Below are 22604 nucleotides of genomic sequence, written 5' to 3' on the forward strand. Positions count from 1 at the left end.
CCGCCCCGCGCCCCCCGCCCCGAGCCCCGAAGGCCGCCATGACCCCTCGTACCCCGGCCGACCACCTCCCCAAGCTGATCCGCCACTACATCGGCGGCGCCCACACCGAGTCCGCCGACGGACGCACCTTCCCCAACGCCGACCCGGCGTCCAACCGCCCGTACTGCGAGGTCGCCGCCGGCGGCCCCCGCGACGTGGAGGCCGCGGTGGCCGCCGCCGGGCAGGCGTTCGCGCACGGGCCCTGGCCCCGGATGAGCGCCCGTGAGCGCGGCCGGGTCCTGCACCGGATCGCCGACGCCGTCGAGGCCCGCGAGGACCGGCTGGCCGAGCTGGAGTCCTTCGACACGGGCCTGCCCATCACCCAGGCGCGCGGGCAGGCCCGCCGCGCCGCCGAGAACTTCCGCTACTTCGCCGACGTGATCAACACCCTGCACGAGTCCGCATTCCGCACGTCCGCCCAGGTCGGCTACGTCGTCCGCAAGCCCATCGGCGTCGCCGCCCTGATCACGCCCTGGAACACCCCGTTCATGCTGGAGAGCTGGAAGCTCGCCCCCGCCATCGCCGCGGGCTGCGCCGTCGTGCTCAAGCCCGCCGAGCTCACCCCGCTGTCCGCCTCCATGTGGCCGCGGATCATGGCGGAGGCCGGGCTGCCCGACGGGGTCTTCAACATGGTCCACGGCATCGGCGAGACGGCGGGCGCGGCCCTGGCCGCACACCCGGACGTACCGCTGATCTCCTTCACCGGCGAGACCGCCACCGGGCGGACCATCATGCGCGCGGCGGCGGACGGGCTCAAGGGGCTGTCGATGGAGCTGGGCGGCAAGTCGCCGTGCGTGGTCTTCGCCGACGCCGATCTGGGGGCGGCCGTGGACGGCGCGCTGTTCGGGGTCTACTCGCTCAACGGGGAGCGCTGCACCGCCGGTTCGCGGATCATCGTGGAGGAGTCGGTGTATCCCGAGTTCGTCGCCCGGTTCGCGGAGCGCGCCGCCCGGACGCGGGTCGGGCGCCCCGACGACCCGGCCACGGAGATCGGCGCGCTCGTCCACCCCGAGCACTACGAGCGGGTCCTGGGGTACGTGGCCGCGGGCAAGGAGCAGGGCGCCCGCCTGGTCGCCGGTGGCGAGCGCCCCGCCCACCTGCCGGAAGGCAACTACCTGGCCGCCACCGCCTTCGCCGACGTCACCCCGGACATGCGGATCTGGCGCGAGGAGATCTTCGGCCCGGTCGCGGCGATCGCCTCCTTCCGGGACGAGGCCGACGCCGTCCGCCTCGCGAACGACACCCGGTACGGCCTGGCCGGCTACGTATGGACCTCCGACCTCGGGCGCGGACACCGGGTGGCCCAGTCGATCGAGGCGGGGATGGTCTGGCTCAACTCCCACAACGTCCGTGACCTGCGGACCCCCTTCGGCGGCGTCAAGGCGTCCGGGGTCGGCCAGGAGGGCGGCGAGAGCAGCATCGACTTCTATACGGACCGGCAGCTCGTCTCCGTCGCCCTCGGCGATACGCGGGTGCCGCGTTTCGGGAGCGCCGACGATGACTGACCGCCGCCTCGCGCCCCCGCCGGACGTGGTGCGCTCCGGCTACGTCCAACTGGTCGTCACCGACCTCGCGCGGTCCCGCTGGTTCTGGGTCGACGTGCTGGGCCTCCACGTCCAGTACGAGGACGACGACTGCGTCTGCCTGCGCGGTACGGACGAGCTGACGCACCACTCCCTGGTGCTGCGCGCGGGCGGGACGGCGGCCCTGGGCCACCTGGCGTACCGGGTACGGACCGGGGCCGACGTGGACCGGGCCCAGGCGTTCTTCGCCGGGCTCGGCAGCCCCGTGCGCCGGGTGCCCAAGGGCGAGGGGACGCGCGGGGTGGGCGACGCCGTGCGCGTACTCGATCCGCTCGGCTTCCCCGTGGAGTTCTTCCACGAGATCGACCGCGCCGAACGGCTCATCCAGCGGTACGACCTGCGGCGTGGCGCCGAGATCGCCCGCCTGGACCACTTCAACATCTGCACCCCGGACGTCCCGGCGGCGTACGCGCACTACACGTCCCTCGGCTTCGGCTGCTCCGAGACCATCGAGGGCGACGCGCACGAGCTGTACGCGGCCTGGATGTACCGCAAGCAGACCGTCCACGACGTGGCCTTCACGGGCGGCGCCGGCCCGCGCCTGCATCACATCGGCATGGCCACCCACGAGTCCCACCAGGTGCTGCGCACCGCCGACCTGCTGGGCGCGCTGCGCGAGGAGCACCACATCGAGCGCGGCCCGGGGCGGCACGGCGTCTCGAACGCCTTCTACCTCTACCTCCGCGACCCCGACGGCCACCGCGTGGAGATCTACACCTCGGACTACTACACGGGCGACCCCGACCACGAGACGTACCGCTGGAGCGTCCACGACGACCGGCGGCGCGACTTCTGGGGCAATGCCGTGATCGAATCCTGGTACAAGGAGGCGTCGCCGGTGCTCGACCTCGACGGGCGCGTGCGGCCGGTCGCCGAGACGCTGCTGGACGAGTCCGCGGTGCGGGTGGGGGCGGACGGGCTGGGCTGACGCCGCGTCACCCGGTGCGGGCGGGGGCGCCGGAACCGCGTGCGGACGGCTGGACTGACGCTGCGTCACCCGATGCGGGCAGGGCGGGGCCCGGGGCTCCGTGCGGATGGCAGGGCTGACGCCACGTCACCCAAGGCGGGCGGGGCCCGGAACTCCGTACGGACGGCGTCGGCCGAGGTTTCGACGACCGGGGCGGCGACGCCGCTACGGCGGACCCGGCCGCTCCGCGGTCTCCCATTCGCCGCGTACGTGCCGCAGATGGTGGCGGATGAGCGCTTCGACGCGTGCTTCGTCGCCCGCCGAGACCGCCGTCAGCAATTCGCGGTGTTCGCCCGCCCAGCCGGGGAGCAGGCCGCGTTCCGCGAGGTTTTCGAGGCCGTAGAGGCGGGTCTGGTCGCGGAGGTTGGCCACGGTGTCGATGAGGCGGCGGTTGTCGCCGAGGGCGAGCAGCGTCAGGTGGAAGCGCCGGTCGGCGTCGAGGAAGGCGGCCACGTCGCCGTCGCGGGCGGCCGTCTCGATCTCGGTGGCGAGGCCGGAGAGCTCGGCGAGGTCCGCGGGCCGGGCGCGGCGTGCCGCTCGTACGGTGGCGGGCACCTCCAGCAGGAGGCGCATGTCGTAGATCTCGTCGAGGTCGTGGTCGCTCATGGCGACGACACGGAACCCGCGGTTGCGTACGGGCTCCAGCAGGCCCTGGTTGACCAGGGTCAGCATCGCCTCGCGCACCGGGCTGCTCGACACGCCGAGCTTGGCGGCGAGCGCGGCCGCGGAGTAGATGTCGCCCGAGCGGATCTCGCCGGACACCATGGCCTGCCGGATCACCGCGAGGCACTGTTCGCGCAGGCTGACGTGGCGCAGCCGCTCGGTCCCCGGCTGTCCCGAAACCGGCCCCGTCGGCCCCGTCGTCGGTCCCACGTCCACATTCGCCTCCCCTTGACAAGCCGGTTGTAGGAGTCGCAGCCTACCTGCGAGCCATAAGCGGTCACCGGTAACCGACTACTGGAGGGTAATGTATGGGCGCGGAGCCCGAGGGCACCCAGCGGGTACGGGGATACTGCACGCTGTGCCGCTCCCGGTGCGGTGCCGTGTACACGACCCGCGACGGCGCCCTCCTCGACGTGCAGCCGGACACCGAACACCCCACCGGCGCCGCCCTCTGCCCCAAGGGCCGGGCCGCACCCGAGATCGTGCGCAGCCCCCGCAGACTCACCGAGCCACTGCGCCGCACCACGCCGAAATCCGACCCCGACCCGCGCTGGCGGCCCATCGGCTGGGAGGAGGCGCTCTCCGAGACCGCCGAGCGGCTTGCCCGTATCCGCGCCGTGAGCGGCCCCGAGGCGGTCGCCTTCGCCGTGGCCTCGCCCAGCGGCTCCCCGCTGTCCGACTCCATCGACTGGATCGAGCGGTTCATCCGGCTCTTCGGCAGCCCGAACATCTGCTACTCCACCGAGATCTGCAACTGGCACAAGGACTACGCGCACGCCTTCACCTTCGGCTGCGGCCTGCCCATGGCCGACTACGAGTCCGCCGAGCTCTCCATCCTGTGGGGCCACAACCCCGCGAAGACCTGGCTCGCCCAGTCCACCGCCCTCGGCCGGGCGCGGGCGGGCGGCAAGCAGCTCGCCGTGGTCGACCCCCGCCGCTCCACCAGCGCCCTCCAGGCCGACCACTGGCTGCGCGTGCTCCCCGGCACCGACGCCGCCCTGGCCCTCGGCCTCGCCCACCTGCTGATGGAGCGCGGCACGCACGACACCGGCTTTCTGCGCGCGTGGAGCAACGGACCGCTGCTGGTACGCACCGACACCGGCCGCTTCCTGCGCGCCGAGGACATCCGGCCGGGCGCCACCGGCTACGTCGCCTGGGACGAGAGCGAGCGGGCGCCGCGCGTCTGCGACACGGCGTACGCGACCGAGCACCCCGAACGGCTCGCGCTGGCCGGCCGGCGCCGGGTGGGCACCCGCAGCGGGCCGGTGGAGTGCGTACCGGCCTTCGAGCGGTACGCGGAGGCCGCCGCGCGGTGGCCCCTCGCGCGCACCAGCGAGGTCACGACGGTGCCGGAGCATCAGCTCAGCGAGTTCGCCGACGCGCTCGGGCGGGCCGAGTCGGTCGCCTACCACTCCTGGACCGGCGTCGGGCAGCACACCAACGCCACCCAGACCGACCGGGCCATCGCCACCCTCTACGCGCTCACCGGCAGCTTCGACGCGCCCGGCGGCAACGTCATCCTGCCGAGCCACCCCGTCAACGCCCCCACCGACTTCGGCCAGCTCGCCCCCGAGCAGCGGGCCAAGGCGCTCGGGCTGCGCGAGCACCCGCTGGGCCCGCCCGCCCACGGCTGGGTGAACGCCCGCGACCTCTGCACGGCCATCACCACCGGGGAGCCCTACCCCGTACGGGCCATGGTCGCCTTCGGCGCCAACCTGCTGATGTCCCAGCCCGACCCGCGGCGGACCGCCGAGGCCCTGCGCGCCCTGGAGTTCGCCGTCCACCTCGACCTGTTCCCCACCCCGACCGCCGAACTGGCCGACATCGTGCTGCCGGTGAACAGCCCCTGGGAGCACGAAGGGATCAGGGTCGGCTTCGGCACCAGTCAACGCGCCCAGGAACAGGTGCAGATGCGGCCCCGCATGGCGGACCCCGTCGGCGCGTCCCGCTCCGACAACGAGATCGTCTTCGACCTCGCCGGGCGGCTCGGCATGGGCGAGGACTTCTTCGGCGGCGACATCGAGGCGGCCTGGGACCACCAGCTGGCCCCCCTCGGGCTCACCACCGCCGCACTGCGCGAACGCCCCGGCGGCAGCCGGCTGCCGCTGCACACCCGGCACCGCAAGTACGCGGAGCGCACGGACTCCGGCACGGTCGCCGGCTTCGACACCCCGACGCGCCGGGTCGAGCTGTACTCCCAGCGGCTCGCGGACCACGGCTACCCGCCCGTACCCGTCCACACCGATCCCCCCGCCGCCCCCGACGGCCGCTACCCGCTGACGCTCACCTGCGCCAAGAACGGGTACTACTGCCACAGCCAGCACCGCTCCCTGACCTCCCTGCGCCGCCGCGCCCCCGACCCCACCGTCGACCTGGCGCCGGAGGCCGCCGCCGAGCGCGGCGTCCAGGACGGCCAGTGGGTGCGGCTCTCGACCCGCAACGCCACCGTGCGCATGCGCGCCCGTATCGACGACAGCCTGCACCCCTCGGTCGCGGTCGCCGAATACGGCTGGTGGCAGTCCGCGCCCGACCTCGGGCTGCCCGGGTACGACGCCCTCGCGGGCGAGGGGGAGGAGGCGCCCAGCGCCAACTACAACCTCCTGATCGACGACGAGTTCACCGACCCCGTCAGCGGCTCCGTGCCCATGCGGTCGGCCTCCTGCGAGATCCGGCCCTACGAGGACGGCGCGGGACACGGCGGGCGCCGGGAGTTCCGGGTGGCGGCGCTGGAGCGCGAATCGCCGGACGTGCTGACCGTACGGCTGGAGCCGCTGGACGGGCGGCCGCTGCCCGGCCACCGCGCCGGAGCGCACCTCACGCTGCACCACCCCGACGCGGCCGACCGCAGCTACTCCCTCACGGGCCCCGCGCGCAGAAGCGACGGCGACCGCGACGGTTACAGCGTCGCGATCCGGCACGTACCGGGCGGCAGCTTCTCCGGCCTCGTGCACGAGCGGCTGCGCGTCGGCGACCGGGTCGCGGCGACCGGCCCGGACGGGAACTTCGCCATCCCCACCGACCTCGAACTCCCCGTCGTGCTGATGGCCACCGGCGTCGGCATCACGCCCTTCCTCGGCTATCTGGAGACGCTGGCCGCCGTCGGAGGCACGGTCCCCGAGGTCGTCCTGCACTACGGCAACCGGAACTCCGAGGGCCACGCCTTCGCCGGACGCCTCGCCGAACTGGCGGCCCGGCTGCCCGCGCTGCGCGTCGTCAACCACTACAGCCGCCCGCTGCCCGGCGACCGCCAGGGCCGTACGTACGACCGGCCGGGCCGGATGAGCGCCGACGACGTGGCCGCCGACCTCATCGGGCGCCGCGCCCGCTTCTACCTCTGCGGCACCGAGGACATGCTCGCGGACCTGACCGACGGCCTGCTGGCGCGGGGCGTGCCGCGCTTCGAGATCTTCTCCGAGAAGTTCCACGCCGCCGCGCGCGAGATCGCCGTGGCCGACGACGCCCGGCACACCGTGCGCTTCGCCCGCTCGGGCCGGGAGGTGACCTGGCGCGGCACGGACGGCACCCTCCTGGACGTGGCCGAGCGGGAGGGGCTCACCCTGCCCAGCGGCTGCCGTGTCGGACAGTGCGAGAGCTGCGCCGTGACCGTACTCTCCGGCGAGGTCGCGCACCGGGTCGAGCCCAGCGACGGCCTGCCCGAGCGTACGTGCCTGACCTGCCAAGCCATTCCCCGCACCGACCTCGAACTGGACGCCTGACCGCGCCCCCGGGAGAACGCATGCTCAACATCACCGCCGAACAGACCGCGCGGCACTTGGAGTTCGACGCCCTCATCCCCGCCCTGCGTGCCGGCTTCGCCCGCGGCGCGCACGCGCCCGACCGCCACCACCACGCCGTGGACGGCGCCCCCGGCGCCACGCTGCTGCTCATGCCGGCCTGGTCCGAGGGCGGATACCTCGGGGTGAAGCTCGTCGACGTCTTCCCCACCAACTCCGAACTCGGCCGGCCGGCGCTGTCCTCCGCGTACGTCCTGGCCGACGCGGTCACCGGCGAGCACCTGGCCCTCATCGACGGCGACGAACTCACCCGGCGGCGCACCGTGGCCACCTCCGCGCTCGCCGCCGGCTACCTCGCGCGCCCCGACAGCGACGTCCACCTGGTCGTCGGCACCGGGCACATCGGCAGCCTGGCCGCCGCCGCGCACCGCAGCGCGGTCGGCACCTCGACGGTCCTCGTGTACGACCGGCGGCCGGAGCGGGCCGAGGCGCTCGTGGGCGCGCTGCGGGCGGACGGCATGGCGGCCCGGGCGGTCGCCGACCTCGCGGCGGCGGCCGGCGAGGCCGACCTCATCACCTGCGCCACGCTCGCGGAAGAGCCGCTCATCAAGGGGGAGTGGCTGCGGCCCGGCACCCACCTCGACCTCATCGGCAGCTTCCGGCCCTCCATGCGCGAGGCGGACGACGAGTGCGTGCGCCGCGGGACCGTGTTCGTCGACACCCCGACCGCGCTGCGCGAGTCGGGCGATCTGCTGCGGCCGATGGCCTCCGGCGCGCTGCGGGCCGAGGACATCGCGGGCACGCTCCCCGAACTGTGCCGGGGCGAGGTGAAGGGGCGTCAGAACACCGGGGAGATCACGGTGTTCAAGTCCGTCGGCGGCGCGGTGGCGGATCTGACCGCGGCGGCGCTCGTGTACGAGCGGGTGGCGGCGGAGAGCGCTCCGCCGGCCTGAGAGCCCGTGTCAGCCGCCGATGCTCCATGAGACGGTGCCGTCGGCCGTGACCAGCGCCGCGAGGACGATCAGGTCGGCGGCGCCGAGGGTGATGCCCAGCCAGGCCCGGCCGCGCCGCCCGGTGGAGCGGACCAGCGCGAGGGTTCCGAGAACCAGGGCGCAGGGGCCGAGGACGATGTTGAAGACCAGCAGGCCGACGAGGCCGAGGACGAAGGAGGCCACCGCCATGCCGTCGGCGTCGTTGCGCCGCGGGCGGCGGGCGATCGGCGCGGGGGCAGTCGGCGCGGGGGCGGTCGGCGCGCTGGTCTCGGTGGTGCGCGGGCTCTTGGTGCGTTCCGGTGCGGAGACGGTCATGGGTCAGCGCTCCTTTGCACGTTCGCGGACGGTGAAGACGAGCAGCCATACGGCGATGGCGGCCGCGGCGGGGAGCAGGAAGTGGAGGGGGGTGTGCGCCGCGGCGCCCACGAGGACCCCCAACAGGAGGAATGCTGCGACGAGGAAGATCATGTCGGGCCTTTCCGGGTAGGGGGCCGTGATCCGATGGTCAGTGAACAACTGGAATGACAACTGTTCACTGACTTCCTCAGTCTAGCGTTGCCCAATCCGGAGAACGGTTGTTTACTGAATGATATGAGTCACACGACCGGGGTCCGGCAGGCCCAGAAGCAGAAGACCCGTCAGGCGCTCCTCGACGCGGGCCTGCGCCTCCTGGAGGACCAGAGCCTCAGCAGCCTCGGGCTGCGCGAGGTCACCCGCGTCGTCGGCGTCGCCCCGGCCGCCTTCTACCGGCACTTCCGGGACATGGCCGACCTCGGCGTCGCGCTGGTCGAGGAGGCGCTCGGCAGTCTGCACGCGATGATCCGTACGGTCCTCGCCGAGCAGGTCGCCACCGAGGAGCGCATCGACCGCACCGTCGAGGTGGTCGCCGAGCACGTACGCGCCCACCCCGCCCACGTCCGCTTCGTCGCACGCGAACGGCACGGCGGCGTACGGGCCGTGCGCGAGGCGATAGGCGAGCAACTGGCGCTGTTCGCCGACGAGGTGGCCGAGGCGCTGGGCGCCCAGTCGGAGCTGGAGGGCTGGACCGAGCGGGACGCGCACATGCTCGCCGCGCTCTACGTCGACCACTTGGTGATGACGGCGTCCGCCTTCCTCGAAGCGGAGCCCGAGGAGGCGGAGCGGATCGCGGGCACGGCGCGGCGGCAGCTGAGGCTGATCAGCCTCGGCCGCCGCCACTGGCTCGACGACTGAGCGGCCCGACCGGCTCCGGGCGGCCCCGGGCGGCGGCCGGGTTCGGCCTGACTGGCGGTAGATGGCAGTCAGGCCGAACCCCACCCGGCATTGGCGGCAGCCGGACTCGCCCCGCCCGCCTCCGCCCGTCAGTCCGAGTCGGGCACGACCGCGACCGGGCACGCCGAGTGCAGCAGCACCGCATGCGCCACCGAGCCCAGGTGGTGACCGATCGCCAGCCGCCGCCGGCGCCGGGCCACCACGATGAGGTCGGCGTCCTGTGACGCGTCCACCAACTGCCCCGCCGCGTCGCCCGGTTCGACGCGCACCTCCACCTCGACATCGGGATGGCGCTCGCGGTGCGGGGCGAGGTGCACGCTCACCTCGTGGCTGAGCGACGCGGCGAACTCCGCGGTCTCCCGCTCGTACGGCAGCACGAACTCGTACGCGCTCGCCAGCGTCACCGGCTCCGGGTAGCCCGAGACCACCTGGAGCACCGAGCCCGACCGCGCCGCCGCCTCGAAGGCGAAGCCGGTCGCCGCGTTCGCCTCGGGGGAGGGCGCGAGGCCGAGCGTGACCCGCCTGTACGAGCGTCCGTCGGCGTCGGCGGCGCCGTCCCCCTCGCCGCCCGGCCGCGGCACGACCACCACCGGGCTCGCCGCGCGCGCCGCGCAGGCCAGACCGTTGGAGCCGAGCAGCAGACTGGCGAACCCGCCGCGCCCGCGCGAGCCGAGCACCAGCAGCGCGGCCTCCTCGCCCAGCTCCGGCAGGCCGTGGGCCGGGTCGCCGCCGATGGTGCGCAGACGCAGTTCCGGCAGGTCGTCGCCGGGGAGCGACTCCAGGAGCTGCCGGGCGGAGTTCAGGACCGGGTCCTCGCCCTCCTTCGGCACGGTGACCGGAACGACAGCGTCCGGCGTCACGGGCTGCATCTTGGTGACATACGGCCAGATGTGCACGACCTCCAGCGGCACTCCCCGCCGCCGGGCCTCTCCCGCGGCCCAGCGCAGGGCCCGGTCGCTGTCGGGGGAGCCGTCCGCCGCCGCGATCACCGGCAAGGTGCTCATCCGCGTCTCCAGTTCAGTCGGTTCGGATCGGAATCCGGGTCCGGATTCGATCACTCCGTCTTCGGCACCCCTTCCCGCTGACGAGAGGGGTAAAAGGGGCGAAAGTCCTGACGGGCTCGGTGGCCCCGGTGGTCCCAGTGGTTCCAGCGGACTCGGCTGCCCCAGCGGCGCCAGTGGCGGTCTCAGCGCCGGGTGACCCGCACCCCGTAGTCCCGGCCCCCGCCGCCGCCCGAGACCTCGATCCGGACCCCGTGCCGCCGGTCGGTGAACGCCTGCCCGGGGGTGAACGCCGCGTCCGACAGCTCCGCGTCGACATTGGGCGAGCGGCTGCAACCGCCGCTGTGCGGCGTGGAGTCCACGACCGTCACCGGCCCGCCGCCGGTGTCCACCGAGCTGTCCACCCAGGAGACGAGCACGCCCGGCCGGCACACCGACTCGTCGTTGCCCTCGCGGCGGCGGACCTCCACGGCGTAGCCGCCGTGGCGGGTCACCGGTACGAACACCAGCCGCACGCCGCCGCCGGGCGCGTTCAGCGGGGCGAGCCGGTGGGTGTGCGCGCCGCGCTCGGTGACGCAGCGGACCTGCCGCGCGGTGAGCCAGCCCAACTTCCACTTGTGCCAGGCCATGACGTCGTTGCCCGGCCCCCAGTCCTCCGACATGAGGTCCCAGTGCCCGGCCAGGTTTCCGCCGCCGCCGTCCGTATAGAGGTCGGGGAGGCCGAAGACGTGCCCGTTCTCGTGGCTCAGGACGCGGAAGGCGCTCGGGCCGGTCTGCCGCCCGTAGATGAACGACACGTTGGAGAGCGGCACGCCGCCGGCGCTGGGCGCGTCGGCGTTGCCGCTGAAGGTGACGGACAGCACGGTGTCGGTGGCGGGCGGCCCGGCGTCCGGCGCGACCAGGACGTTCACCAGGTCGTACGGGCCGAAGTCCACGGCCGGGCGGGCCGCGGCGGCGGCGCGGGCGAGGTCGCGCAGCAGCCGCCGGTACCCCGGTTCGAAGGTGGAGCCGCGCTCGATGCCGTACGAGCGGAAGGGGTGCGGCATCCGCAGCCAGTGCGTGAGGGGCAGCGCGGGGCGGTAGTCGAGCCGCCCGTACGAGGCGGCCGCGAACCACTGCCGGACCTGCGGGAAGAACTCCGCGTACCGCTGCCGCGCCGTGCCGCGCCCGGGGGCGTCCGGGAAGTCGATCGCGAGGGTGAGCGCGCGGACCGTGCCCGTGCCGCGCACATAGCCGGGGGCGGTGGGCAGCCCCTCGGACATCTGCGTGCCGGCGCCGGGGGCGAGCGCGCAGGACCCGTCCGTCGCCGGGTCGGCGGTGCCCGGGCGGGGGTCGGCCCGCAGCCGGTGCCCCGTGGCGGACGCGCCCGGCGCGGCGGGGGCGGGGGCCGTGGGGGAGGAGCCGGCGGCGGTCACGGCGACGGCGGTGAGGAGAGCGGTCGCGGCGAGGACGCTGCCGCGGCGCGGCGCGCGTATCGGGGGGCGGCTGGGGTCCATGGCGGTTCCCTTCCGGTCCGAAGGTGCGGAGGTCCGAGGGTGCGAAGGGCCGAGGGCGCCGGGGGCGCGAGGCCGCGAAGGCGCGAGGGCGCGGAGGCGCGGCGGGTGCGGCGGGCGGCGGGGCGCGCCCGCTCAGCGCTCCGAGGTGACGCGCACGCGCCAGCGGCCGGCGTCGTCCTGGCCGAGGACCTCGACGGTGACGCCCTCGGCCGCGAACGTCTGGCCCGTCCGGTACGTGGCGTCGCTCAGCTCCGGGTCCACGTTCGGGTCCTCGGCGCCGCAGCCCGCGCTGCCGGGGGTGGCGTCCGCGACGCGGACCGGGCCGGTGCCGGTGGCCGCGGCGGCGTCGACCGAGGCGACGAGCACGCCGGGGCGGCAGACGGCCGGGTCGAGGGGGCCCCGGGCGCGGGCCTCGACGGTGATGGCGCGGCTGTCGGAGAGCGGGACGGCGACGAGCTTGGTGCCGCCCGCGGTCGTGGTGGGGGTCAGCGTGTGGGTGCTGGTCCTGGTGCCGGTGCCGGTGCCGGTGCCGGCTCGCGGCACGCAGTGCACCTGCCCTGCGCGCAGCCAGCCCAGCTTCCATTTGTGCCAGGCGAGGAAGTCGTTGGACGGCCCCCAGTCCTCGTCCATGGGGTCCCAGTGCCCGACGGGCGGAGAGTGCGCGGTCTCGCCGGTGTAGTAGAGGTCGGGGAGGCCGAAGGCGTGCCCGACCTCGTGGTTGAGGACCCGGAAGGCGCTGTCGCCGGTCTGCCGGCTCCAGATGAAGGAGGCGTTGGTGAAGGGGACGCCGTCATCGGTGTCGAGCCCCAGCGGTCCGCCGCTGAAGGTGACGGACAGGACGGTCTCGGTGGCGGGCGGCCCGGCGTTCGGGGTGGCCAGGACGTTGATGACGTCGTACCGGCTGAAGTCGACGTCGTTGTCGACGGCGGCGAGTATCTCCTTGGATATCGCGTAGTAGCCGCTGTCGGAGGCGGGGTCGAAGGGCGTGCCGCGCCCGATGCCGTACGCGGTGAACGGCCGGGACATCCGTATCCAGCGGGCGTGCGCCGTGGTGCGGTAGTCCAGCCGCCCGTACGAGGCGGTACGGAAGAAGTCCGCGGCCCGGGGGAAGAACTCGCCGTACCGCTCGCTCACCGTGCCGGTGGCCGGGGCGTCGGGGAAGTCGATGAAGAGGGTGATGGCCCGCACCGTCCCGCTGGACCTGGCGTACCCCGACGGTGTGCGCGCGACCTCGGAGACGTGGTTCTGGATCCCGGTGAGCGCGCACGGACCGTACGGGCGGTCGGCGGCCACTGCCGCGGGCGGCGCCGAGCGGGCGCCGGGCGGGGTCGCCCCGGCGGGCGAGGGCGCGGTGAGCGGGAGGGCGAGCGCGGTCGTCACCGTCGTGGCCACGAGCACGCTGGCTATGTGGGACATGCCGATCACCTCGGTGGTGCGGGAGCGGCCGCCTGAGCGCGGGCGCTCTCTGTGTTCACCCTGTTCCGGAGCGTGTCCGGGCGCTCTCTCGGTTACGGCAGATGGGTGTCGGGCGCGCGCCGCGCACGGGAGGCGGGAGCCCGGTATTCGGGGGTGAGCGCGACGCCCCGTGCCGGATTTGTCGGATGTGCCACAGGTCACACCCGCCCTGCGAAATATCCGGGGAGCCCTTCCCCGTTTACAGATACGTCCCGCACAACCGGGGAATCAGTCCCCGGTTCCGGGGCGCAAAGTTACCGATACGTACGGAAATCGCCGTACGGAACCGGACCGCCGCGCCCGCGGCCCGACCCGCAGACCCACTTGCGGGCCGACCGGCAGACCGGCTCGCGGACCGTCATGCAGATCGGCTCGCGGATCGAGTCGGCGGCCGACCCGCAGGTCGGCCGGCAGCCAGGTCCGCAGGTGAATCAGCAGGTGAACCAGCAGATGAATCCGGAGTGAAAGGAGTGCCCCGATGGCAGCCGCCGCCAACCCCGTCGCGAAGCCCGCACACCCCCGGCTGCGCGCCGACGCCGTGCGCAATCGCGAGCGGATCGTCGCGGCGGCCCGCGAGACGCTCGTCGAAAACGGGGTCGAGGTCCCGCTCGATGAAATCGCTCGACGGGCCGGGCTCGGCAATGCCACTCTGTACCGGCACTTCGCGGATCGGTCCGAGCTGATCCACCATGTCGCCCTCTCGGTCATGTCCCGCATCGCGGAACAGGCCGAGTGCGCACGAGCTGAGGAGCCCGATGCCTTCCTGGCGCTGAGGCGCTTCGTGCACGCCGCGGCGGACGAGCGGATCGGGGCCCTGTGCCCGCTGCTCGCCAACGGCGTCGAGCACGACCACCCGGATCTCGCCGAGGCGCGCGAGCGCCTGGACCGGGCGATCGAGGCGCTGATGGCCGCCGCCCGCGACGTGGGCCGGCTCCGCTCCGACATCGACGTCGGCGATCTGATGGTGGCCCTCACCCAGCTCACCCGGCCGCTGCCCGGCAGCGGCTGTCTGAACTTCGACCAATTCGTGCACCGGCACCTCCAGTTGTTCCTGGACGGCCTGATGACCCCGGCCCGCTCCGAACTCACCGGCGCCGCCGCGACCCTGGAGGACCTGCGCCGCACGCATTGACCCGGCTTCTCTCCCGCTCGCCCAGTCCGATCCGCCCGTCCCGACCGTCGTCCATAGCGCTCAGCGGACCCGTCGCCCGCCGCACGTCCTGTGTCACGTCCGGCACCCCGGCGCACGTCGTGTCCTGTGTCCCGCTTTTCCACCCTCCGCACCGCTAGGTGGCTACCGCCATGCCAGATACCGTCCGTCAACTCGATCCCCGGCGCTGGAAAGCGCTCATATTCATCGCGCTGGCCCAGCTGATGGTCGTCCTCGACGCCACCATCGTGAACATCGCGCTGCCCTCCGCCCAGGCCGACCTCGGCATCTCGGACGGCAACCGGCAGTGGGTCATCACGGCTTACGCCCTCGCCTTCGGCGGGCTGCTGCTCTTCGGCGGGCGCGTCGCCGACCTGTGGGGCCGCAAGCGGGCCTTCCTGATCGGCCTCGTCGGCTTCGCCGTCGCCTCCGCGCTCGGCGGCATCGCGAGCAACACCGGGATGCTGCTCGGCGCCCGCGCGCTCCAGGGCATCTTCGGCGCCCTGCTCGCGCCCGCCGCCCTGTCGCTGCTCGCGGTGCTGTTCACGGAGGCCAAGGAGCGCGCGAAGGCGTTCGGTATCTTCGGCGCCATCGCCGGCGGTGGCGCGGCCATCGGCCTCTTCCTCGGCGGCGTGCTCACCGAGTACCTGGACTGGCGCTGGACGTTCTTCGTGAACATCCCCTTCGCCGCCATCGCCGCGGCCGGCGCGATCTTCGTGATCCGTGAGCCCGCCGGCAGCCGGAACCCCTCCCGGCTCGACGTCCCCGGCGTCCTCCTGGCCAGCCTCGGCCTGGTCTCGCTGGTCTACGGCTTCACCCGCGCCGAGTCAGACGGCTGGGGCTCCGGGACCACCATCGGCCTGTTCGTCGCGGCCGTCGTGCTGCTCGCCACCTTCGTGGCCGTCGAGTCGCGGGTGAAGAGCCCGCTGCTGCCGCTGCGCGTCGTGCTCGACCGCAACCGCGGCGGTATCTACCTCGCGCTCGGGCTCGCCGTCATCGGCATGTTCGGCCTGTTCCTCTTCCTGACCTACTACCTCCAGGTCGTGAAGGGCTACACCCCGGTCACCACCGGGCTGGCCTTCCTCCCGATGGTCGCGGGCATGATCACCGGCTCGACGCAGATCGGCGCGCGGCTGATGACCCGCGTTCCGGCGCGCTGGCTGATGGGGCCGGGCTTCCTGCTCGCCTCCATGGGCCTGCTGGTCCTGACCCAGCTCAGCGCGGGCAGCTCCTACCCGTGGCTGATCCTGCCCGGCCTGGTCATGATGGGCCTCGGCATGGGCACGGCCTTCATGCCGGCCATGAGCCTCGCCACGCACGGCGTGCAGCCGCGCGACGCCGGTATCGCCTCCGCGATGGTCAACACCTCGCAGCAGGTCGGCGGCGCGATCGGCACCGCGCTCCTGAACACCGTCGCGGCCAGCGCCACCACCGCGTACGCGACGTCGCACATGGCGTCCGCCAGGACGCCCGCGTCCATCCAGGCGCTCAAGCTCGACGCCATGATGCACGGCACCTCGGTCGCCATCTGGTGGGCGTTCGGCATCCTCCTGCTGTCCTCGGCGATCGCGTTCGTGTTCGTCAACGCCGGTCACCAGGGCGGCGCTCCGGCCGGTTCCAGCGACGGCGAGGTCGCGCTGGAAGACGCCATTCCGGTGATGGCGCACTGACCCGATCCGTACGGGGGCGAGGACCGCTCGTACACACGTGAAAGGCCCCTGCCGTGCAGGGGCCTTCTGCGTGCGCCGGTCGTCGCGGACGTACCGCGCGGCGCTACGGGCGTACGCCGGCGGTGGGGGCGTACTGCGGCGTTACGGGCATGTGGGGGTGTCACGCCCGTACGGCGCCGGTGTTCCGTACGGCGCCGGGGTCCCGTACCGCGCCGGGGTCCCGTACCGCGTCGTGATCCCGCTCGGTGTCCGGCGTGCGGCGCGGTCCGGCGTTCGCGGTGTCCGGCGTGCGGCGCGTGCGCGTCAGCGCAGCCAGGGCAGGTCGGCGCCCTCCGGTTGGAGGCCCTCGGCCATCACCCGGCAGATCTCGCCGAGCGACTTGGCCTGCTCGGGGGTGAGCCGGTCGAAGATGGCCGCGCGCACGGCCGCGACATGGCCCGGCGCGGTCGCCTTGAGGACCTCGAACCCCTCATCGGTGAGGACGGCGAGCTGGCCGCGCCTGTCGTCGGGGGAGTTCTCGCGACGGACCCAGCCGTTCTTCTCCAGCCGGGAGACGGCGTGCGAGAGGCGGGACCGGGTGATCTTGGCGCTCTGGGCGAGATCGGTCATGCGCATCCGGCGCCGTGGGGCGTCGGAGAGCTGGACGAGCAGGCCGTAGTAGATGTGCGGCATCCCGGCGTCGCGTTGCAGCTGGCGGTCGAGATGGTCTTCGAGGAGGGTCCAGGCGTGGTGGTACGCGCGCCAGATGCTCTGCTCCTCGTCGCTGAGCCAGCGAGTCTCTGCCGCGGGTTGGTTCGTCATGGCGTCCACTGTTTCATTCGATGCTGGATTCTTGAAGTTTAAACAACTTCGGGCTAGGGTGCAGGTACTAGCTTGAGAGTTCAAGTACCCGGAATCATGGAGAGGCACGTGTCCGCCACCATTCCCGTCTCCGAGGCCGCCGGCGCGTTCGAGCCCGCGGCCGACGGGCGTATGCCCGCCCTCTATCTCTCGCACGGTGCGCCGCCGCTCGCCGACGACGCGCTGTGGCCCGGCCAGCTCGCCGCTTGGTCCGCCGGACTGCCCCGGCCCACCGCGATACTGATGATCTCAGCGCACTGGGAGGAGGCGCCGCTCGCCCTCGCCGCCACCGAGACCGTGCCGCTGGTGTACGACTTCTGGGGCTTCCCCGAGCACTACTACCGGGTGCGGTACGCGGCCCCGGGTGCGCCGCGGCTCGCGGACCGGGTGCGCGCCACGCTCCGCGCGGCCGGCACGCCCGTACAGGACATCCCCGACCGGGGGCTGGACCACGGCGCGTACGTCCCGCTCGCCGAGATGTACCCGGACGCCGACATCCCCGTGCTCCAGGTCTCCATGCCCTCCCTCGACCCGCGCCGGCTGATGGACATCGGCCGCCGCCTCGCGCCGCTGCGCGACGAGGGCGTGCTGATCGTCGGCAGCGGCTTCTTCACCCACAACCTCGCCGCGCTGCGGCACGCGGGGCCGAAGCCGCCCGCGTGGTCGGCCGAGTTCGACGACTGGGGGCACCGGGCGCTGGCGGCGGGGGACGTGGACGCCCTCCTGGACTTCGAGCGCAAGGCCCCGGCGGGCCGGCTGGCACACCCGCGCACCGAGCACTTCGCGCCCCTGTTCGTCACGCTCGGAGCCGCCGACGCCGCCGGCGACCTCGATGGGGCGCGCAGCGTCATCGACGGCTTCTGGATGGGGCTGGCGAAGCGGTCGCTTCAGTTCGGGTGAGCGGTCCGCGCCCGTGCCGGAGCGGTCAGCCGCCTTCTTTCCCGGGGCGATCTGCGCGGGGTGATCCGCCCAGGGCGATCTGCCTGGGGTGATCCACGCGGGCTGATCAGCCGTCCTCCGGATCGATCAGCCGCAGCGCGTTCAGGGCGGCCGACAGGGCGCGGGTGTCGCCGTCCTCGGCCCCGGCCGCCACGTCCAGCGCGGTGTCCGCGAACTTGATCGCGTGCTCGTCGCCGTGCGCGACCGCCCGCTCGAAGACCTCCTCGGGCGTGAGCGAGGACGCGTCAGGCGCGGGGCGCGGGGTGTCGGCGGCGTAGATGGAGGTGACCGCCGCGGTGGCCGCCCAGGCCGTGGCGAGCGACGCGCCCCACAGCTCCTCGGGGAGGGCGGGCAGGGTGCGCAGCACGGCGTTCGGGGCGGTCGCGGCGTGCACCAGCATGACGCCGTTGCCGTGCCCGTAGTCGGCGTAGTTGAGGGTCGCGGCCCGTACGAGCGCGGTCAGCTGCTCGCGCACCGCCTCGGGGCCCTCGGGTACGCGCAGCGAATCGACGGTCGCCAGCCAGCCGGAGGTGCCCGGGAGCTGCGCGTAGCCGCCCGCGACGCCTGCCTTCTGGTCGGCGACGCGGGGGAGGGCGGCCAGGGCCGCGGTGGGCGACGCGCCGCCCGAGGGGCGTACGGCGACGGGCAGCGTCAGATGGCGGGCGGCCCAGTAACCGATGGCGTGCGCCAGCTCCGCGCGGCGCGGCGCGTCCTCGCCCTCCTCCAGCAGGGTGCGTACCGCGTGCCCCACCCGGATGACCGGGTGGGTCGCGGCGCCCGCGATGCCGGGCAGCAGCCGCGGCCACCACTCGGCCAGCACCTCGCGCCAGGGCCGCTCGGCGAGCTGCTCGCCGATGTACGCGCTCCAGTCGGCGACCCGGCCGATGTCGCCCAGCGCCTCGCGCCAGTCGGTGTCGGTGATCCGGACCCGGGCGCTCGGAACCTCGTCCAGCTTCGTCTCGTACGCGTCGAGCCAGCCGTGCACGGCGGCGGACCGGCCGTGCCGGGCCATCGCCTCGACGGCCATCGGGCCGTGGTTGCTGAGGTGTCCGTTGAACTCCGGCCCCGAGGCGTGCAGCCGCTCAAGGGCCTCGTCGAGTGTGCCGTTCCCGTTCGTGGTCTCCATGCGCCGAGGCTAGGTCGGCGGGCACCGGGCCCGTAACGGTCCGAGGCCCTACACCCCTGGTCGGACGGGGCGGTGGGTCCGTGGTCCCGCGCTCAGCGCGTCACGCCCGGCTCGTGGGCGCGGAAGACGTACAGCGACACCAGGGCCAGCGCGCCGCCGAGTACCAGCCCCATCGTGACGGACCGCAGCACGGACGGGCCCGTCAGGCTGTAGAGGAACCCCATGGCACAGCCGAAGAGCGCGCCGAAGGCGAGCGCCCGTACCTCGGTCCTCATGGCCGACCGGCGGCGGACCAGCAGCAGCCCGAGGGCGCCGGTGACCGCGGCCGCCACCAGCGCGAGGAGCGCGGCCCGGCCCCAGGAGCCGCCGTTGCTGTGGTCGAGGAAGAGGACGTACAGGCCGTAGACCAGGGCCGCGGTGACCGGCAGGGCCGCGCCGGCCGAGACGTGCGGGTGGTGGTGCGGGCGGGCCGCGGTGGCTCCGTGGTGGTGAGCGGGTGTCTGCATGGCGGGCTCCTTTCGCAGGCCCCTCCTCGTGCTCTCTCGTGTCCTCATCTCCAGAGCACACCTGCCCGGGGAGCCCGTCAACTGGATCAGCGGCCCGGCCCCGGGCGGGGAGGGGCAGTCGCAGGCGGGGTAGTCGCAGGCGGGGCAGTCGCAGGCGGGGCGGGAGCGGCTCCGCGCCGGTTCAGCGTGCGGCCGCGGACAGGTCCTTCTCGTACCAGGTCACGTCCCAGTAGCGGCCGAATTTCCGGCCCACCTCGCGGTACGTGCCGATCGGCTCGAAGCCGAAGCGCCGGTGCAGCCGGTGCGAGGGCTCGTTCGGCTGGGAGATCCCCGCGTAGGCGCGGTGCACGTCCTCCTCGGCCAGAGCCTCGAAGAGCGCCTTGTAGAGAAGCGTCCCGACGCCGTGGCCGCCCGCCTCGGCCGCGCAGTAGACGGTGGTCTCGACGGAGGTGGCGTAGGCGGCCTTCGCGCGGAACGGACCGCTGGTGGCGTAACCCAGAATCCGGCCGCTCTGCGACTCCTGCGCAACCAGAAGGCGATGTGGGCCGTCTTCTGGGTAGGAGAGCAGCCAAGGACGGCGCCCCTCCGGTGTGAACGGAGTGGTGTCGAACGTGATCGGCGTCTCACGGACGTAGTGGTTGTAGAGGTCGGTGAGAGCGCTGAGGTCTCCGGCGACGCCCGGCCTGACCTGCACTTCCTGCAGTTCCGACACCACGGGACTCCCCTCTGTGGCGGCACAGGGTACTGCATGATCACAAAAATATGAGCGCGGCTTGGGAATTCTGTCCGGATTCCAGTCGTTCTTTCCAACGGACGGGGCACCCGGCAGGGAGTTCCGCACCCCATCCCGCGACCGACTCATCGCAAGGGAGCACGCATGGCAACCCGTGCCGTCGCCCGTCGTCAGACCGCTGCCAAGGGTACTGACGGGGTAAGCAGTGTTCGCGCTGTAGGCGGGGAGATCGCCGACCGCGACCTGGTCGGCATGTACCTCGACGAGATAGCGCGTACGCCCCTGCTCGACGCCGCCAAGGAAGTCGAGCTGTCCCAGACCATCGAGGCGGGCGTCTACGCCCAGCAGATTCTGGACGGCCAGATCGAAGAGAACAGCGCCGTCAAGGCGAAGCGCGGGGAGCTTGAGGCCCTCGCGGCCGAGGGCGCCCGCGCGAAGGACGTCTTCATCAAGTCCAACCTGCGCCTCGTCGTCGCCGTCGCCCGCCGGTACCCGCGCAGCGGGCTGCCCCTGCTGGACCTGATCCAGGAGGGCAACGCCGGCCTGGTCCGCGCCGTCGAGAAGTTCGACTACGCGAAGGGCTTCAAGTTCTCCACGTACGCGACGTGGTGGATCCGGCAGGCCATCACGCGGTCCATCGCCGATCAGTCCCGCACGATCCGGCTGCCCGTGCACCTCGTCGAGGAGCTGGGCCGGATCCGTCGCGTGCAGCGCGAGTTCAACCGGGAGAACGGCCGCGACCCCGAGCACGCGGAGATCGCCGCGGAGCTCGACACCAAGCCGGAGCGCGTCTCGGACGTGCTCGACTGGGCCCGCGACCCGGTCAGCCTGAACATGTCGGTGGACGACGAGGGCGAGACGCAGTTCGGTGATCTGCTGGAGGACACCTCCGCGGTCTCGCCGGAGCAGTCCGTGCTGACGCTGCTGCGCAGCGAGGAGCTGGAAGACCTCATCGGCCGGCTCGACCACCGCACCGCCTCCATCATCAAGGCGCGGTACGGCATCGAGGACGGGCGCGAGCGTACGCTGACCGAGGTCGGCAAGCAGCACGGCCTGACGCGCGAGCGCATCCGGCAGATCGAGAAGCACGCGCTGCTGGAGCTGAAGAAGATGGCCCACGACACCGGCTTCGACGCGGCGGCGTGAGCGGCCGCCCGCTTGCCGGGCGAGCCCACCACCGGCCGGCCCTCATGGGGCCGGCCCCACGAACGAGCCCCGGCGCTACCCCCCCTGCGCCGGGGCTCTCCCTTTCCCGGGCTCTGTCCGGGCCCGGGCCAGATGGTGCGGTTCTGTCCGGGTCGGAGGCGCGGGTTTCCGTCCGGGCCGACTCAGGCCGTTGCGGTTCCGCCCGGGTCGGCGGTGGTTCCGTCCGGGCCCGGCTCAGGCCGTTGCGGGGTCGGCGCCGCGCGGGCCCACCGCGCGGTTGATGCGCGCCCCCCAGTTCTCGCAGCAGCTCGGTCAGTTCTTGTGGCGCGTGCACCTCGAAATCGCAGCCGAGCAGCGTCAGACGCACCGCCAGCCAGTCGAGACGGGCGTCATCGGTCCGCAGCAGACAGCTGCGCTCGTCGAGCGGGGACAGGCGGAACGACTCCGGCAGCCGCCCTGCCAGCGCTTCGGCGGACTCGTGCAGCGTCACCACGGCCTCGGGGCCCTGGCGCACACCGGCCAGTGAGCGGGCGACGAACGCGGCGGCGTCGGCGGCGGGCAACTCGCGCGGCGCGAACCGGGCGCCCGTCGCCAGCGGCTCCCGCAGCCGGTCGACACGGAAGGTGCGCCAGTCCGTACGGTCGATGTCATACGCGACGAGGTACCAGCGGTGCCCGGTGCACACCAGCCGGTACGGCTCGACGTGCCGCCGCGTCTCGGCCCCGTCGCCCGCCCGGTAGCCGAACCGCAGCCGCTCGTGGCTGATCGCGGCGGCGGCCATGACGGTCAGCGCGTGCGGATCGACCGCCGTGCCGCTGTCGAGGGAGAGCGCGACGGTCGCCGCCTGGAGGGTGCCGACCCGGTGACGCAGCCGGGCGGGCAGCACCTGTTCCAGCTTGGCCAGGGCCCGTACGGACGCCTCCTCGACGCCCTCGACGGCATGGTTCGCGCCCGTACGCAGCCCCACCGCGATGGCCACCGCCTCCTCGTCGTCGAGGACGAGGGGCGGCATGGCGGCCCCGGCGACCAGGCGGTAGCCGCCGACCGAGCCCAGCGTGGCCCGGACCGGGTAGCCCAGCTCACGCAGCCGGTCGATGTCGCGGCGGATGGTGCGCACGCTGACCCGGAGCCGCTCGGCGAGCTCGCTGCCCGGCCACTCCCGCGGCGTCTGGAGCAGCGAGAGCAGGTTCAGCAGGCGCCCGGGGGTGTCGGTCATGCCGCCCAGCATGCCCGGCAATGCGGACAGGGCGTGACCTTGATGCCGTACGAGCGGTGCCGTAGTCGGGGGCGGCGGACTCGGGTCGTCAGGCCCC

Annotated in this window: 20 protein-coding genes and 1 pseudogene; 10 read left to right on the top strand and 11 right to left on the bottom strand. The window is 73.4% G+C overall.

What is annotated here, in order from left to right; all coding sequences use genetic code 11:
- Window positions 1–38: 38 nt before the first annotated feature.
- Complete coding sequence (gene hpaE, locus AC07AB_RS25530) at window positions 39–1544, top strand: 5-carboxymethyl-2-hydroxymuconate semialdehyde dehydrogenase (protein ID WP_478570954.1); 1506 nt, start codon at window positions 39–41, stop codon at window positions 1542–1544.
- Entirely contained in the window at window positions 1537–2550 is a 1014-nt protein-coding gene (gene hpaD, locus AC07AB_RS25535) for a 3,4-dihydroxyphenylacetate 2,3-dioxygenase (protein WP_478570957.1), read from the top strand. Before hpaE ends, hpaD begins: the two co-directional genes overlap by 8 nt.
- A 204-nt stretch (window positions 2551–2754) precedes the next feature.
- On the opposite strand, the gene AC07AB_RS25540 is transcribed toward hpaD, so the two are convergent.
- Complete coding sequence (locus tag AC07AB_RS25540; protein ID WP_478570960.1) at window positions 2755–3468, bottom strand: GntR family transcriptional regulator; 714 nt, start codon at window positions 3466–3468, stop codon at window positions 2755–2757.
- 92 nt (window positions 3469–3560) lie between these two features.
- Here AC07AB_RS25540 and AC07AB_RS25545 point away from each other — a divergent pair, with 92 nt between their 5' ends.
- Window positions 3561–6968: a molybdopterin-dependent oxidoreductase gene (locus AC07AB_RS25545; RefSeq protein WP_478570963.1), complete on the top strand. Its 3408-nt coding sequence runs from the start codon at window positions 3561–3563 to the stop codon at window positions 6966–6968.
- Window positions 6969–6988: 20 nt separating this feature from the next.
- A complete protein-coding gene (gene lhpI, locus AC07AB_RS25550; protein ID WP_478570965.1) occupies window positions 6989–7939 on the top strand; it encodes a bifunctional Delta(1)-pyrroline-2-carboxylate/Delta(1)-piperideine-2-carboxylate reductase in 951 nt (316 codons plus the stop codon).
- A gap of 9 nt (window positions 7940–7948) precedes the next feature.
- On the opposite strand, the gene AC07AB_RS25555 is transcribed toward lhpI, so the two are convergent.
- Window positions 7949–8293 (bottom strand): hypothetical protein, encoded by a 345-nt coding sequence (locus tag AC07AB_RS25555; protein WP_478570967.1) that lies wholly within the window; start codon window positions 8291–8293, stop codon window positions 7949–7951.
- A 3-nt stretch (window positions 8294–8296) separates the two neighbouring features.
- The gene (locus tag AC07AB_RS25560; protein ID WP_478570970.1) at window positions 8297–8446 is read right to left on the bottom strand and encodes a hypothetical protein; all 150 of its coding nucleotides are present in this window, start codon (window positions 8444–8446) and stop codon (window positions 8297–8299) included.
- 123 nt (window positions 8447–8569) lie between these two features.
- Between AC07AB_RS25560 and AC07AB_RS25565 the strand changes: the two genes are divergently transcribed.
- Entirely contained in the window at window positions 8570–9190 is a 621-nt protein-coding gene (locus tag AC07AB_RS25565; RefSeq protein WP_478570972.1) for a TetR family transcriptional regulator, read from the top strand.
- A 128-nt stretch (window positions 9191–9318) separates the two neighbouring features.
- Here the strand turns inward: AC07AB_RS25565 and AC07AB_RS25570 are convergent, their stop codons facing one another.
- From AC07AB_RS25570 to AC07AB_RS25580, 3 genes are all read right to left on the bottom strand, one after another.
- The gene (locus tag AC07AB_RS25570; RefSeq protein WP_478570975.1) at window positions 9319–10233 is read right to left on the bottom strand and encodes a universal stress protein; all 915 of its coding nucleotides are present in this window, start codon (window positions 10231–10233) and stop codon (window positions 9319–9321) included.
- Between the two features lie 182 nt (window positions 10234–10415).
- Entirely contained in the window at window positions 10416–11726 is a 1311-nt protein-coding gene (locus AC07AB_RS25575; RefSeq protein ID WP_478570978.1) for a M6 family metalloprotease domain-containing protein, read from the bottom strand.
- Between the two features lie 132 nt (window positions 11727–11858).
- Entirely contained in the window at window positions 11859–13142 is a 1284-nt protein-coding gene (locus tag AC07AB_RS25580; RefSeq protein ID WP_478570980.1) for a M6 family metalloprotease domain-containing protein, read from the bottom strand.
- A gap of 363 nt (window positions 13143–13505) precedes the next feature.
- Between AC07AB_RS25580 and AC07AB_RS25585 the strand changes: the two genes are divergently transcribed.
- The 3 genes from AC07AB_RS25585 (at window position 13506) to AC07AB_RS25595 (ending at window position 16001) form a co-directional block, all read left to right on the top strand.
- Window positions 13506–13646, top strand: a complete 141-nt coding sequence (locus AC07AB_RS25585; protein ID WP_478570983.1) for a hypothetical protein — start codon at window positions 13506–13508, stop codon at window positions 13644–13646.
- 13 nt (window positions 13647–13659) lie between these two features.
- The gene (locus tag AC07AB_RS25590; RefSeq protein ID WP_478570986.1) at window positions 13660–14313 is read left to right on the top strand and encodes a TetR/AcrR family transcriptional regulator; all 654 of its coding nucleotides are present in this window, start codon (window positions 13660–13662) and stop codon (window positions 14311–14313) included.
- A 170-nt stretch (window positions 14314–14483) separates the two neighbouring features.
- Window positions 14484–16001, top strand: a complete 1518-nt coding sequence (locus AC07AB_RS25595) for an MFS transporter (RefSeq protein WP_478570989.1) — start codon at window positions 14484–14486, stop codon at window positions 15999–16001.
- Window positions 16002–16304: 303 nt separating this feature from the next.
- On the opposite strand, the gene AC07AB_RS25600 is transcribed toward AC07AB_RS25595, so the two are convergent.
- Window positions 16305–16802, bottom strand: coding sequence for a MarR family winged helix-turn-helix transcriptional regulator (locus tag AC07AB_RS25600; protein WP_478570991.1), 498 nt, complete (start codon window positions 16800–16802; stop codon window positions 16305–16307).
- Between the two features lie 171 nt (window positions 16803–16973).
- Here AC07AB_RS25600 and AC07AB_RS25605 point away from each other — a divergent pair, with 171 nt between their 5' ends.
- Window positions 16974–17741 carry a dioxygenase family protein gene (locus AC07AB_RS25605; protein WP_478571096.1) on the top strand — a complete coding sequence of 256 codons (768 nt, stop codon included), beginning with the start codon at window positions 16974–16976 and terminating at the stop codon, window positions 17739–17741.
- 106 nt (window positions 17742–17847) lie between these two features.
- On the opposite strand, the gene AC07AB_RS25610 is transcribed toward AC07AB_RS25605, so the two are convergent.
- From AC07AB_RS25610 to AC07AB_RS25620, 3 genes are all read right to left on the bottom strand, one after another.
- Complete coding sequence (locus tag AC07AB_RS25610) at window positions 17848–18906, bottom strand: questin oxidase family protein (RefSeq protein WP_478570993.1); 1059 nt, start codon at window positions 18904–18906, stop codon at window positions 17848–17850.
- A gap of 92 nt (window positions 18907–18998) precedes the next feature.
- A complete protein-coding gene (locus tag AC07AB_RS25615) occupies window positions 18999–19412 on the bottom strand; it encodes a hypothetical protein (RefSeq protein ID WP_478570996.1) in 414 nt (137 codons plus the stop codon).
- A gap of 181 nt (window positions 19413–19593) precedes the next feature.
- Window positions 19594–20127 (bottom strand): N-acetyltransferase family protein, encoded by a 534-nt coding sequence (locus AC07AB_RS25620; RefSeq protein ID WP_478570998.1) that lies wholly within the window; start codon window positions 20125–20127, stop codon window positions 19594–19596.
- A 162-nt stretch (window positions 20128–20289) separates the two neighbouring features.
- On the opposite strand from AC07AB_RS25620, the gene AC07AB_RS25625 reads away from it, so the two are divergent.
- Window positions 20290–21291 carry a sigma-70 family RNA polymerase sigma factor gene (locus AC07AB_RS25625; protein ID WP_478571000.1) on the top strand — a complete coding sequence of 334 codons (1002 nt, stop codon included), beginning with the start codon at window positions 20290–20292 and terminating at the stop codon, window positions 21289–21291.
- Between the two features lie 199 nt (window positions 21292–21490).
- Here the strand turns inward: AC07AB_RS25625 and AC07AB_RS25630 are convergent.
- A pseudogene (locus AC07AB_RS25630) lies at window positions 21491–22507 on the bottom strand (helix-turn-helix transcriptional regulator); the annotation flags it as partial.
- Window positions 22508–22604: the final 97 nt, after the last annotated feature.

The organism is Streptomyces sp. NPDC044033 (assembly GCF_056434425.1).